This window comes from Streptomyces canarius (genome assembly GCF_014650735.1).
In the GTDB taxonomy this organism is placed as follows: domain Bacteria; phylum Actinomycetota; class Actinomycetes; order Streptomycetales; family Streptomycetaceae; genus Streptomyces; species Streptomyces olivaceoviridis.
Window position 1 is genome coordinate 1 of the sequence record NZ_BMVN01000107.1, and the last position, 12,480, is coordinate 12,480.

The 12,480-nt window shown below is 68.6% G+C and carries 9 protein-coding genes and 4 pseudogenes; 7 read left to right on the top strand and 6 right to left on the bottom strand.

Going from position 1 to position 12,480, the window contains the following annotated elements; genetic code table 11:
* Nucleotides 1-155 precede the first annotated feature (155 nt).
* From IE294_RS45145 to IE294_RS45165, 5 genes are all read right to left on the bottom strand, one after another.
* Nucleotides 156-1,589: an FAD-binding oxidoreductase gene (locus tag IE294_RS45145; protein WP_229918135.1), complete on the bottom strand. Its 1,434-nt coding sequence runs from the start codon at nucleotides 1,587-1,589 to the stop codon at nucleotides 156-158.
* A gap of 286 nt (nucleotides 1,590-1,875) precedes the next feature.
* Nucleotides 1,876-2,169 carry a WhiB family transcriptional regulator gene (locus tag IE294_RS45150; protein ID WP_189895150.1) on the bottom strand — a complete coding sequence of 98 codons (294 nt, stop codon included), beginning with the start codon at nucleotides 2,167-2,169 and terminating at the stop codon, nucleotides 1,876-1,878.
* Between the two features lie 234 nt (nucleotides 2,170-2,403).
* The gene (locus IE294_RS45155) at nucleotides 2,404-2,976 is read right to left on the bottom strand and encodes a hypothetical protein (RefSeq protein ID WP_229918137.1); all 573 of its coding nucleotides are present in this window, start codon (nucleotides 2,974-2,976) and stop codon (nucleotides 2,404-2,406) included.
* 267 nt (nucleotides 2,977-3,243) lie between these two features.
* Nucleotides 3,244-3,651 carry an SsgA family sporulation/cell division regulator gene (locus tag IE294_RS45160; RefSeq protein ID WP_189895151.1) on the bottom strand — a complete coding sequence of 136 codons (408 nt, stop codon included), beginning with the start codon at nucleotides 3,649-3,651 and terminating at the stop codon, nucleotides 3,244-3,246.
* Nucleotides 3,652-3,762: 111 nt separating this feature from the next.
* Complete coding sequence (locus IE294_RS45165; RefSeq protein ID WP_229918138.1) at nucleotides 3,763-4,251, bottom strand: DUF308 domain-containing protein; 489 nt, start codon at nucleotides 4,249-4,251, stop codon at nucleotides 3,763-3,765.
* Between the two features lie 796 nt (nucleotides 4,252-5,047).
* On the opposite strand from IE294_RS45165, the gene IE294_RS45170 reads away from it, so the two are divergent.
* From IE294_RS45170 to IE294_RS45185, 5 genes and pseudogenes are all read left to right on the top strand, one after another.
* A complete protein-coding gene (locus IE294_RS45170) occupies nucleotides 5,048-7,864 on the top strand; it encodes a helix-turn-helix transcriptional regulator (RefSeq protein WP_229918140.1) in 2,817 nt (938 codons plus the stop codon).
* A 153-nt stretch (nucleotides 7,865-8,017) separates the two neighbouring features.
* A complete protein-coding gene (locus IE294_RS45175; RefSeq protein ID WP_189895153.1) occupies nucleotides 8,018-9,052 on the top strand; it encodes a DUF4331 family protein in 1,035 nt (344 codons plus the stop codon).
* A gap of 108 nt (nucleotides 9,053-9,160) precedes the next feature.
* On the top strand, nucleotides 9,161-10,297 hold the full coding sequence (nicT, locus tag IE294_RS45180) for a Nickel transporter NicT (RefSeq protein ID WP_189895154.1): 1,137 nt from the start codon (nucleotides 9,161-9,163) through the stop codon (nucleotides 10,295-10,297).
* Nucleotides 10,298-10,493: 196 nt separating this feature from the next.
* Nucleotides 10,494-10,604 (top strand): annotated as a pseudogene (locus tag IE294_RS48750) (DUF6009 family protein); the annotation flags it as partial.
* Nucleotides 10,605-10,771: 167 nt separating this feature from the next.
* Complete coding sequence (locus tag IE294_RS45185; RefSeq protein ID WP_189895155.1) at nucleotides 10,772-11,113, top strand: histone-like nucleoid-structuring protein Lsr2; 342 nt, start codon at nucleotides 10,772-10,774, stop codon at nucleotides 11,111-11,113.
* Here the strand turns inward: IE294_RS45185 and IE294_RS45190 are convergent.
* Nucleotides 10,997-11,780: pseudogene (locus IE294_RS45190) on the bottom strand (MFS transporter); the annotation flags it as partial. The gene IE294_RS45185 and the pseudogene IE294_RS45190 sit on opposite strands and share 117 nt — an antisense overlap.
* On the opposite strand from IE294_RS45190, the pseudogene IE294_RS45195 reads away from it, so the two are divergent.
* Nucleotides 11,764-11,982 (top strand): annotated as a pseudogene (locus IE294_RS45195) (heavy metal-binding domain-containing protein); the annotation flags it as partial. The pseudogenes IE294_RS45190 and IE294_RS45195 sit on opposite strands and share 17 nt — an antisense overlap.
* Nucleotides 11,973-12,386, top strand: a pseudogene (locus IE294_RS45200) (transposase); the annotation flags it as partial. The pseudogenes IE294_RS45195 and IE294_RS45200, both read left to right, overlap by 10 nt.
* Nucleotides 12,387-12,480 lie beyond the last annotated feature (94 nt).

The window sequence follows — 12,480 nt, forward strand, 5'->3', positions numbered from 1 at the left end:
GATGACCGCGACCTTGCGGCCCTGGATGATGGACAGGTCGGCGTCGGCGTCGTAGAACAGCTCAGCCACTGGATTCCTTTCGCGGCCCCGCACCGCGAGGCCCGTTCGTTTCACTGGGTGCGCCCTGGCCGGCACCAGGCCGGGGCAGGGGTCGGCTACGCCGCCGGCTTGATGTTGTGGTTGAACCGGAACATGTTGGCCGGGTCGTAGACGCGCTTGAGGGCGGCCAGCCGGGCATAGCGCTCGGCGCCGTAGACATCGCGGACCTCGGCCTCGCTCAGGGCCTCGTCCGGCGACAGGAAGTTGATCACATGGTGCGGAGCCCGCCACGGGGTGAGGCCACCGGCGTACGCACGGGCGAACTCCGCCATGGTCCGCAGTTGTGCGGGCGAACCACTGCCCACCGCGAACGTCATGTACGGCACGCCACGGGAGGACACGGAGTTGGGCCGGGCGGGCTCCCGGTCCAGCGCACCGCCCAGCGCACGCACCTCCACGTTCTTCATCGAGCAGCCTGAGCCGGGACCGGTGAGTTCCATGAGACGGCCGAGAGTGCCGGCGGAGAACTCGCGCAGGGCGAAGCCCGTCTCCACGAGCGGCATGGCGTGAACGGGGTCCCGGTGGATCTCGCCTATCTCACCGAAGGGACGCTCCGTGAGTGTGTCGAAGACCGGTGTGGCGGCGGCACGCAGCGGCGCGGCGATCCGCGCGCCCGTCGTGCTGTCGCCCAGATGCCCCAGCCGGACGTGCAGGACGAAGGCTCCACGCAGCGGCTGCGGCAGCGCGGCGACGTCCGGCAGCCGCTGGACGGAGAAGGAGGTCATGGTGTCCTCGCCGAGTTCCGGGACCAACGCCCGCCATGCCTCCAGCACGGGGAGCATCTCCTCGCCGCGGAACCACAGGCCGCCGCCGTAGAAGCGGGGGAACGGGAAGACGTCGAACTCCATGCGAGTGACGACGCCGAAGTTGCCTTTGCCGCCCAGGAGTGCCCAGAACAGGTCCGGGAGTCGCTCGGGAGTCACCTCGCGGACGGCTCCGTCGGCGGTGACCACCTCCATCCAGCGGACGTGGTCCGCGGCGTAGCCCAGTTTGCGGCCCAGAAGCGGGCTCAGTCCGCCGCCCAGCGTGTAACCGATGACGCCGACGTGCGGCGCGGACCCGACGATGGGTGCCAGTCCGGTCTTGTCCGTCTCGGTGAGCACCTGGGCCCAGGTGACCCCGGCGCCCACCCTCACGGTGCGCCGTCCGGGGTCGACGGATATCTCCTGAAGGCGGTTGGTGGTGATCAACAGAGCGTCCTCGGCGGTGGGCAGCACCACCTGGTGGCCCTGGTTGCGCACCGCGACCGGCATGCCGAGACGGCCCGCGTGGCGTACGGCCGCGGCCACGTCGTCGGTGTGGGTGGCACCGACGACGACGGCTGGAGTCAGCGCCCGGGAGAGGTTGAACGTGCGGCACTCCTCCCCGTAGCCGATGTCGTCGGGCAGCAGCACGGGACCTTCCACCGCCGTGAGCAACGGGACGTGACCGGCCGTGGCCGGCATCGGCTCCGCACTGGTGTGCACGACGTTCGGTACGTTGTTGAGCATTGAATCACCACGAGTCGCCAGAGGGGAACGGAAGCGGAGGGCGCACGGCCACTCGGGAGGACAGCGTCCTCACCGCTCCCGGAAGGGGGGCAGGGAGCCGGGGTGCGACGGACTTGCTTCCGCGCACGACCCTAGGCGATCTCGTTGTGTCTTCAAACCAATTCCGGGTGGGTGTACGCAGTGGGTACACCTTCACCCGGCCCACTGAGGCATTCGGGCGCGGGATGTGGGTTTCCTGCGAGTGATCCTGGGTAATGCTTACGGATTTCTCACAGGAGGGGCATATTCAGCTGGTGACGTGGTCGGCACCCTGCCGGCCTGTGCCGAGAATCCCCTGGCGTTCACCTGCCGACATGCCTCCCCACACTCCGTACCGCTCCCTGCAGTCGAGGGCCATGGCGGCGCACGCCTCGATGACCTCGCACCGGCCGCATATCCGGCGGGCCCGCTCCTCGCGCTTCCGGCGTTCGTGGCCCCTCTCCCCCACGGGGGAGAAGAAGACGGCACTGCTCATCCCACGGCAGGCCGCTCGTTCCTGCCACTCCCAGTCACTCAGCAGAGGCAGCAGTCGGGTTCGCATCTTCTTCCTCCTTCCTTTCCCGCACGGCCCGAACTCGCAGGCGGCACGCGGGGTTTCACTGGCTTTATCCTCTTTTACCCGACAGCCGTGAAGCATCCGTCAGATGACTGACACCGACCGACCCACAAGGACGACCTGTTCATGACAATTTCTCGCTCCTTCCCACCGCCGGAGCGGGAACCACGCTCTCCCCACTGGGGAGCGTGGTCCCCGCGGCCCGCGGAGCAGGCGCCCTCAGCCGCCGACCGCAGAGCGGCCGGTGGAGCCGCCCTCGCCGGTGTCGGTGTCCGCCAAGCCACCCCCCGGGGCCTTCTCCAGGCTCATGTAGAACACCGAGTGTCCCTGCTTGAGCCGCTGCGCGCTACTCCGGGCGACGAGCCCCTCCAGCGTGGTGCGCACCACGGTCGTCTTGATGACGCGGTCCGGATGGGCCTCGCTCAGCGCGGCCGCGACCTCCGCCGCGGAACACGGTTCCGACTGTTCGGCAAGGTAGCTGCGGATCAGGGCCACCAGGGTCGGTGTCTGGTGCTTCCTCCGCGTGGCGCCCGGTGCGGAGACAGCAGGCAGGTCATAGCCCTGGGAGGGAGGCGACATGCGGACCTGTTGCACGGGAATGCCACTCTCCAGGGCCTGCTGCATGGTCGCGAGCACCGTGTGGTCACGTTGCAGGGTCAGCAGACGAGCCTGAAGTGCCTCGATCTCACTTCGGACCCTGTCCTGCTCCTGCACATTCTCGTCGAGGTCTCTTGAGAGCTGGGAACTGTAATGCGTCAGCAGCTCAGTGGTGGTCAGTTCGGCGTCAGGCATGCCGCAGACCCTCCTTGGTTCGGCTCTAGGACGAAGGCTCTATGTCGATGTGTGTCATGCGGTTACTGAGGGGGCGTGTCTCAGGCGCTCCCACAGATACTACGCCTCGTCCCATTGGCCGGGCTGGCCGGTCACACGCGGGCCGTGTTACCACCACACGAAAGTGAACCGACTGCCTGCCCCCGCGAAGTCAACTCACTGACAGCCGACACCCACGCCTGCGGTAATGACTTACTGGCGGTTGTCGATTGGTGAAACCTGGACCACTCATTGGATGAGCTGCGTCAGCTCGCTCCAGTCCACGCCCGCCGTCTCCGCGCCGCGCGGCACCAGGTCGTAGCAACCAGCAAGCCACTGGGCAACCGGCTGAGCCGGCATCTCGAAGAGCGCCGTACGGCCGGCGCACGCGTTCCCGACCTGAATCCACAGGAAACGCCGGCCATCAGAGTGAACAGGCCACAACTCCACGTCACCCCGACCGGACCTGGCAGTGAGACCTTCTGTCAGCAAGTCACGGGCGAACACCCAGCGCACCGGATACTCCCCCTCCGAGTCGAAGATCAGAGTGACGGCCAGGGGATCACCGGGGTCGAACGAGAACTCGCACATAATCGGCAGGGGAAGCCGCCGGGCGATCCAGTGCGTCACCTCAACCCTGATGTGGCACTTCATCATTTCAACCTCCTGCGGGCCGACCGGATCACCCGGCGCATCGCGCCGGGAATCATCTTGTGCAACGAAACGAATGACCTATGCGCAATGCGGGCATTGCAGCGAGCCGCTTATTCAGTGCAGCGTGCGCAGCGCCCTGCTGGGGCGGCGGAAGGCGCCGACGGCCTCCACCAGGCCGGTAAGAATCAGGGCGAGTCCGGCAAGATAGACCAATTGACCGAGGGATGGGAAGGGAAAAGCGGTCATGAAGAGGCCGGCCGAGACGATCAGCGCGTTCAGCAGGTCGTCGTAGGCGACCACGTGACTGACCGAGGACGGCATCATCGACACCGCCATGGTGAAGCCGCGAAGGAGCAGACCGAAACCTGTCCACAGGCCCAGCAGGAACACGGAGTCGGCATGACCGCGGAAGAAGGAGACCGCCAGGAACAGCACGAGGAGCCCGCCGGCGGTCAGGAGCCAGCGCACGGGACGCGGCACCCTCGCCTCTTGCGCGGCGAACAGCTGGAGCACACCCTGCACGGCGAACTGGAGCCCGAAGACGATCCCCACCGTGGTGCGGGTCAGGCCCGGGGTCACCAGCAGGGTGGTACCGACGCTCACGGAGATCAGGGCTCCGGCAAGCCTGGCAGCGCGACGACGCACTCGAAACCCGCGGACCGCGCTCACCATCGCCCGGTTCGGAACAGACTGGTCCTCGAACCGCGCGGTATGCAGCTGTGCCATCTGTTCACTTCCCGTTTCTCCGCACCGTCCGCGAGCAGCGCGTCCGGCGGGGTCCTCGTCGAGTCGCCGGTTCCACCGGCCACCATCCATCGTCAACAGTCACGTCACGGTCCCCCTCCCCTGGCGGTCGATACGCGGCCCGCGCGAAGAGGCCCGCCGGCCTCGCTGCCGAGACCGGCGTGACGGGTTCCCAATGTCGCGACCGAGCCACCGCCCCGGCTGTAGTGCGACCTCGACACCTCCCACGGGACATCCCGGCGCCCACGCTGGGGCAGGCCCCACAGCCGAGTAGAGGGACCTGCGGCACGCCCGCGCCACACACAGCCCATCGCACCCGGAGAGGGAGGCGGTGAACCCGCACGGAGCCGTCATGTGGGGTTGTCCCGACATCCGCCCTGGGGAGCGCTCGGACCACTTCTCAGGCGCTCTCGACAGCCGAGCGGACGTGGGATTGACCACCATGTCTGATGACGCGGGGAAGGCCACACCACCGGTACGGGGGGGACGGCGGCCTTGCACTCGATCGGCTGGCTGCGGGATGTCATGTGCCCGCCCTCCCAGCGGATGCCGGCTCCCGGCGCTGACGCCTCACGGGTCTCGCGCCCCCGTCGGTCGCAGTGAACACGGACCCCTGGAGGATGCCTTGAGCCAGGCGATTGACACCCTGAGAACGATGCCCGGCGCCGTCGCCGAGGCGACCTCGTTCCCCGTGCGCGGGCGCAGAGCGGAACAGGAGCGGCTCACTCAGTGGGTACGCAGGCACGTCCACCGCAACGGCGGCGGAGTGCTGTGGCTCGAGGGGCCGGCCGGAGCGGGCAAGTCCCGCACCCTGGCCGCTGCGGGCAACGAAGCGGCCCTTGCCGGAGCGCGCGTGCTCACGGGCGCCGGGACGGCGGGCGGCGGGATGACTCCCTTGGCGCCGCTGCTGGACGCTCTCGCTGTCGAGCCCGACGACCTCGCCCACGGGGCGAGCGCCGGTGTCGCGGGCCTTGAGGACACCTCTTACTGGCTGCTGCGCAAGGTCGCCGGCCGGCTGCGTGAACTCACCCGCGACCGGCCGGTCGTCGTGCTCGTCGACGACGTGCACGACTGCGACGACCTGACACTGTTGGCCGTACGCACCCTCACGGTACAACTCGCAGGCCTGCCGCTGCTGTGGGTACTCGCCTCCCGGACAAACGTGGACGCGCCGGCCGTGCGGGCACTGCGCCGGGACCTGTTCACCAGGAACGCGACCCAACTCCAACTGGGTCCGCTCGCAGCGGACGCGATCCGGCAGATGACACAGGACCTTCTGGGCCCCCAGGCTGTCCTGGCGGCGCCCTTCCTCTGCTACCTCGACGGGCTCCCGGGAACGGTACGGCAGTTGTGCGCGCACCTCCAGGACGTCTCTCCCGTTGCACAGTGCCCGGCCACGGAGACGGCAGACATGCGGGAGGTAACCACCTGGCTGGTCAACCGCCGTCTCGACCAGCTCTCTGAGGACGCGCGGGAACTGGTGCTGATCGCCTCGGTGCTGGGTGACACGTTCACCGTTCAGCACTTGTCCCAGCTGCTGGACCGATCCGAGCCCACGCTGCTCGCGCCGCTGCGTGAGGTCCTGGCGGCACAGCTGTTGCGGGCGGGTGACGACCGTCTGTCCTTCCCGCACGCGCCACTGCGCGATGCGGTCGCGGCAACGCTGCCCCGTCCCCTGCGCCTCTCCGTCCGCAGACGCTCCGTCGAAGTCCGGGCGCGTGCGGGCGTGCCCATCGTGTCGCTGGCCGGCGAGCTGGTCGACGTCGCCGAACCAGGGGACGTCTGGGCAGGGCGTATCCTCAGGCAGGCCGCGCAGGAGCTGGCTTTCTTGGCACCGGGCACCGCGGCCCGGTATCTCCGGCGTGCTCTGGAGAGCACCACGGAGCTGTGCCCCGAGCGTCAACGCCTTACGGCGGAGCTCATTCCCCTGCTCTGGCAGGCGGGCGAGATCGCCGAGGCTCGTGATGTGGCCCGCGGCCTCGTCCAGGCGCCGCTCGATCCCGTCGCCCACGCACGAACCTGCCTGGAACTGACCCGTATGGGCAGTCAGTTCGACGTTCCCCGGCTCGACGCCCACATCCGTCACATCCATCGTCGGCGTGACGTGCCGGTCCCGCTCAAGGACCAGTTGCTGTCGATGACCATGCTCAACCGTCTGCTCAGGGGCGACGCCGAGGAGGCCGGCGGTACCGTGGCAGAGACCCTCATGCGAACGCGCGGTGTGCACCCCGTCAGTGAACTGACGCATCGAACCCTGGAGTCGATCAACGCCGTTCACCGGCACCACTGGGCGGACGCGATCAGGCACAGCGGCGCGGCCACAGCGGGCCTCGCGCACCTCGATCCCGGCCGGGCCGCCGCGCTTCCCGAGGTGGCCCTCACCACCAGCTGGCGCGCCTCCGTGCTGAGTGTGACCGGAGATGACCGGGGCGCCCTGGAGCTGGTGGAGGCGGCGGTCGAGGAGGTAGAACAGCACGGGCGACGCGCGTTCATACCCCTGTGGCGGACCACTCGGGCCCGCCTTCTGCTGGATACCGGGCAGTTGGCGGCCGCGGCGCGGGATCTGGCAGCCGCCGAGGAGGCCGCCGCGGCCACCGGGCTTTCCTTCACCGGGGAGTCGGCGGCGCTGTGCACCAGGGCCCGGGTGGCCTTCCACCTCGGTGATGACGCGGGACTCGAAGCCTGCGCGGCACGGGCCGAAGAGTTGCTGTCGAGCCCCGAACCGCAGCAGCGCCGGATCGGGGCATGGATCACCGTGATCACAACGGCTGGTCGTGACAGCGCACTGACCGAGCGTCGACTACGGATGGCCAAAGCACACGTGATACGCGGGTACGTTCACGTGGCCGGTATCGATGCCGGGGACGCGGTCCTGCTCGTTCGTGTCGCACTGGCTTCCGGGTTGCGTGAAGTCGCCGCGTCCATTGTGGAGTTCGCTGAGAACCGGGCGCAACGCAACGCGCGCTTCCCGCTCTTCGAGGTGACGGCCCGGCATGCGCGAGGACTCCTGGACGGCGACCGGTGCAGGATCGTGGAGGCGGCCGAGGGTTACGGGAACGGGCGGCCGCTGCTCAGGTCGCAGGCGTGGGAGGACGCCGGCGCGCTGACGGCCGACCCCTCCGAAGCACGAGCCTGCTTCGAACGGGCACTGGAGGGGTACGAAGCATGCGGCGCCGAGCGCGACAGCCGGCGCGCGCGCAGCCGGTTGCGCAAGCTGGGCATCAAACCCATCGTTGCCGGCGGCGCACCGGACGCCGGATGGCGCGGACTGACTCCGTCGGAACTGGGTGTCGTGCGCCTGATCGCCCACGGCGCGACCAATCGACAGGCCGCAGAACGACTTTTCCTGTCGCCACACACAGTGAACACCCACGTACGTCACGCCTTCGAGAAGCTGAGCGTTCGATCCCGGGTTCAGCTGGCTCGCCTGTACCTGCGGGAAGTGGACCAAGAGGTCGAATTGCCCTCCTGATCTGCGCGGAACGGTCTGCGGAGGGCATGTCGGGCAAACCCCACACGGCCTGTGTGGGTGACGCTCAACCGACTCTGGAGCCGTCTCGACAGATCGTGGTCCGCCATCTCAGCAGACTGTGGAACACAGCTTCGACAAGAAAGCGAGAGCACCATGTCCCACCACCTCGACTCCCCCATCGCCCGCCAGGACCCGCGCCTGGACATCACGGACCTGTACGTCTTCCGAGGAGAGCAGGGCACCGTGTTCGTCACGGACCACAGCCACTCGCTGGCCGGCGAGGACATCCCCCGCGGCCTGCACCCGGAGGGCAAGTACGAGTTCAAGATCGATTCCAATGGCGACGCGATCGAGGACGTCACCTACCGCTTCACCTTCGCCGAGGCCGACACGAACGGCGTCCAGACCTACGAGGTGCGCCGGCTGGCCGGGCCCGATGCCCGGAACGACTTCGCCGAGGGGACGGTGATCGGCCGGGGCCGCACCGGCGAGACCCTGGAGCTGCCCGGTGGCAGCCGCGCCTGGGTCGGCAAGGCGGGCGACCCGTTCTGGATCGAGCCGGATGTCCTGCACGCCGTCGGTCACGCCTTCCAGGACGGGACCAAGGTCGACCTGTCCTCCTGGGACCCCGAGCGGGCGGCCAACCTGTTCGCGGGACACACCGTGTACTCGATCGTCCTGGAGGTCGCCGACGAGGAACTGCTGCCCGTCGCCGGTGAGGACCGCAAGATCGATGTATGGGCCGTCGCCTTCCTGGCCACGGACGCCGGCGGCTGGCGTCCGATCAACCGGGCGGGCCTGCCGATGATCCACCCGCTCTTCACCCAGTACAACGAGACCCTCGGCGACCGGCTCAACGAGAACGTTCCGAGCGAGGACGTCGCGCTGTACGGCAAGGCCCTCACCGAGTCGGTCGCCGGCGTGGTCCGTGCCTACGGCACGGCCGAGGACCCCGAGGCCTACGCCAAGACGGTCGTGGACCGCATCCTCCCCAACGTCCTGCCGTACGAGGTCGGCACGCCCGCCTCGTACGGGTTCGCGCAGTGGAACGGCCGCACCCTGACGGACAACGCGCCTGACGTGATGTTCTCCTTCGCCAGCAACACCCCGGTGACCCTGGGCATCGGCAAGGAGTCGATCACCGCGAAGCCGTCGCAGACCTTCCCGTACGTGCCGTCGGCGGCCTGAACGGTCTGACGCACTGAGCCGTGCGGACCTGACGCAGGTCCGCACGGCTTCTTTCATGAGCGCATCCAGGCGCCCAGCCACGCCCGCACCCACGGAAGAGGAACCACCATGTCCGCACCCACTCTGAGGCCACCCTCCTCCCCCAGCCGACTGTCCACGGTCCGCCGCTCGCTGACGAAGGCCGAGTGGTCGCGCCTGGGGGGCGTCTTCGCCGCCATCGCCGCCTTGCACATCATCGGCTGGGGCATCCTCATCACCGTCGTGGCCCCCCACCACTTCACCGTGGGGCAGAAGAGCTTCGGCGTGGGCATAGGCGTCACCGCCTATGTCCTCGGGATGCGGCACGCCTTCGACGCCGACCACATCGCGGCCATCGACAACACGACCCGGAAGCTGATGAACTCCGAGAAACGGCCCCTGTCGGTCGGTTTCTGGTTCTCTCTGGGCCACTCCAGCATCGTGTTCGCCCTCTCCCTCCTCCTGGCGTTCGGGATCAAAGGCCTCGCCGGCCCGCTTCAGGACGACAACTCCACCCTGCACACACTGGCGAGCTGGGTCGGCACCCTGGTCTCCGGTGCGTTCCTGTACGTCATCGCCCTCATCAACCTTCTCGCCCTGGCAGGCATCTGGAAGGTTTTCCGGAGCATGCGCTCCGGGCACTACGACGAGACGGAACTGGAGGAGCACCTCAACAAACGCGGATTCCTCAACCGCATACTCGGCACCTTGACGAAGTCCGTCACCCGCCCTTGGCAGATGTACCCGCTGGGCCTGCTCTTCGGGCTCGGCTTCGACACGGCGACGGAGATCGCTCTACTGGTCCTCGCCGGCTCCAGCGCCGCCTCCGGCCTGCCCTGGTACGCCATCCTCTGCCTGCCCGTCCTCTTCGCGGCCGGCATGTCCCTCCTCGACACCATCGACGGCACGTTCATGAACTTCGCCTACGGCTGGGCTTTCTCCGAACCGGTCCGCAAGGTCTACTACAACCTCACCATCACCGGCCTGTCCGTCGCCGTCGCCCTCCTCATCGGCACCGTGGAACTGCTCGGCCTCCTTGCCGACAAACTCGATCTGCACGGCGCCTTCTGGCAGTGGATCGGCGGCGTGAACCTCAACACCGTCGGCTTCGTCATCGTCGGACTCTTCTTCGCCACCTGGGTCGTCGCCCTACTCGTCTGGAAGTGGGCAGGGGTCGAGGAGCGGTGGAGCCGGAGCGGGACACCGTGGCGCGCCCCGGTTGAGTGAACCGCCACCTGTCTGTTCCGACGCATCCCTGCCGGCGGCGGGGAGCTGTGCGCCATGCGCGCAACACAGAGCCGCTCGCTCGTCATCCCAGTCCGAGTCCATCCGTACCTGATAGGCACGCCTCGCCAACAGAGCCGGCAAGTCCCTCTGGTCGGACTACGTTCGGCCTGTCAGGGCACCGGGGCGAAGCCGTCGCGCTTGCGATCCCCGCACCCTGTCGGCGCGGGTGAAGGGCTACGAGACGGAACGCTCCGAGGGCGGCCCGCCGTCCAGCGCCATGCAGGAACTCCGGATAACTCTCCCGCTGCGAGAGCCGGTCTCCGTACAGGTGAACAGCTCAGCCTGTGACAGGGTGTATGTACCGCGTCCCGTTTGGCAGGCCGTGTAGCGGCGCAGGAGACTTAACATGCTCGGGAGAACCGAGTAACCAAAGCATTCTGCACCGAACTCTCGGTCCTCCGGAGGAGACACTCAATGGCGCGGACCACCATCACCGTCTATACGGACGATCTCACAGGTGCGATGGGCGACGATATCTCGACGCACTTGTTCAGTATCGACGGCGTCAGTTATGAAATAGACCTGGCTCCCGAGGGCCATCAGAAACTGCGGGACGCGCTCGCTCCGTTCGTCGAAGTGGCCCGTCGTGCCGGCGGCGGTACCCCCAGGGGGCGCCGGCCCCCGGTACGACGTGAAGCCTCAAGGGCCGCCCGGATCAGGGAGTGGGCCAGGAGTCAGGGCATCGAGGTCAACGCCCGGGGGCTGGTCCGGCAGGACGTCGTCGACCAGTACGAGGCGGCCACGGCCGACCGCTAAGGTGCCCGCGCCCACCGACAGGGCGACCGCGGCGGACGGACCGTCGTGCTCGTCCTTCGCCAGGTAATACAGTCCGGGCAGGACGGCCGTACCGATGGCGCCGCCCAGCCGCCGGCCCGTTTGGAGCGCGCCGCCGGCGACCCCCGCCATGCGCGACCACGCCCAGGACCGTCAGCAGCCTGCCCAGGCGCTCCACGAGCCGGCCGGCGACCACGGCGGTCGCCGCGGAACCGAACGCGAAGGGCGTCACGGGCGGTCCGGACTCCAGCGGTGAGTAGCCCGGCGCGTCCTGGAAGCAGAGGGCGAACACCAGCCAGATGCCGCCGAAGCCGACGAAGTAGACGGTGGCCAGCGCAGTTCCCGCCGCGTACCCGCGGACCTCGCGCATCAACTGCGGCTGCACCAGGGGTTCCCGGCCGCGAGCCGAGACACGGCCCTCCCAGCGGGCGAAGCCGTACAGGAGCACTGTGCCGACGGGGAACAGCCACCACATGCGGCGCAGCCCGCCGGAGTCGGCCTCGACGAGCGGCAGCATCAGCGCGAGGACACCGGCACCCAGCAGGCCCACTCCGACCAGGTCCAGGTGCCCGCGCCCGCCGGGGGCCGACCTCGGCAGCAGATGACGGCCCAGGAGCGGTGCGGCCACGCCGATGAGCACGTTGACGTGGGAAGCCGGCGTTCTGGTCGTCACGACCAACGACGTCCCGGGCCACGACGTGAAGCAGGTGATCGGCGAGGTGATCGGCCTGACCGTGCGCACCCGGCGCCTTGGCGCCCGGATCGGCGCGGGGATGAAGTCCGTGATCGGCGGCGAGCCGCGGGGTCTGACCAAGACACTGGTGCAGGCCCGCACCGCCAGATCGGACCGCTGGTCACCCAGGCCGCCCCCACGCTCATCGCCCTGCCCGGCCTCGGCCCGGAAACCGCCGGGCAGCTGCTGACCAGAGCGGGCGACAACCCCGACCGGCTCCGCTTCGAAGCCGCCTTCGCCCACCTCTGCGGGGCTGCCCCGGTCCCGGCCTCCTCCGGCCGCACCAACCGCCATCGCCTCAATCGCGACGGCGACCGCGCGGCCGGCAACGTCCTCCACACCATCGTCCTGATCCGCGTGAAGTACGCCCGGCGCACCCAGGAATACGTCGCCAGGCACACCGCCGGAGGCATGACCGAGAAGGACGTCGTCCGCTGCCTGAAACGGTTCGTCGCCCGCGAGGTCTACCGCCACCTGCCCCGCATGATCCGAACCCCCGAACCGCTCCGACAGACCGCTTGACGGTCTATAGGGGCACCCGCGCGTCAGCCTCGTGCCGTTTCGTGTGTCAGGTGCCGGTCGGGGTCGGTGACAGGGCCACGACGGCCTCGCTGGT

Excerpts from the sequence above, each read along its gene's own strand:
- IE294_RS45175 (WP_189895153.1), top strand. The coding sequence starts at position 8,018 with ATGTCCCACCACCTCGACTCCCCCATCGCCCGCCAGGACCCGCGCCTG.
- IE294_RS45185 (WP_189895155.1), top strand. The coding sequence starts at position 10,772 with ATGGCGCGGACCACCATCACCGTCTATACGGACGATCTCACAGGTGCG.
- IE294_RS45170 (WP_229918140.1), top strand. The coding sequence starts at position 5,048 with ATGCCCGGCGCCGTCGCCGAGGCGACCTCGTTCCCCGTGCGCGGGCGC.
- IE294_RS45150 (WP_189895150.1), bottom strand. The coding sequence starts at position 2,169 with ATGCGAACCCGACTGCTGCCTCTGCTGAGTGACTGGGAGTGGCAGGAA.
- IE294_RS45160 (WP_189895151.1), bottom strand. The coding sequence starts at position 3,651 with ATGATGAAGTGCCACATCAGGGTTGAGGTGACGCACTGGATCGCCCGG.
- nicT (WP_189895154.1), top strand. The coding sequence starts at position 9,161 with ATGTCCGCACCCACTCTGAGGCCACCCTCCTCCCCCAGCCGACTGTCC.
- IE294_RS45145 (WP_229918135.1), bottom strand. The coding sequence starts at position 1,589 with ATGCTCAACAACGTACCGAACGTCGTGCACACCAGTGCGGAGCCGATG.
- IE294_RS45155 (WP_229918137.1), bottom strand. The coding sequence starts at position 2,976 with ATGCCTGACGCCGAACTGACCACCACTGAGCTGCTGACGCATTACAGT.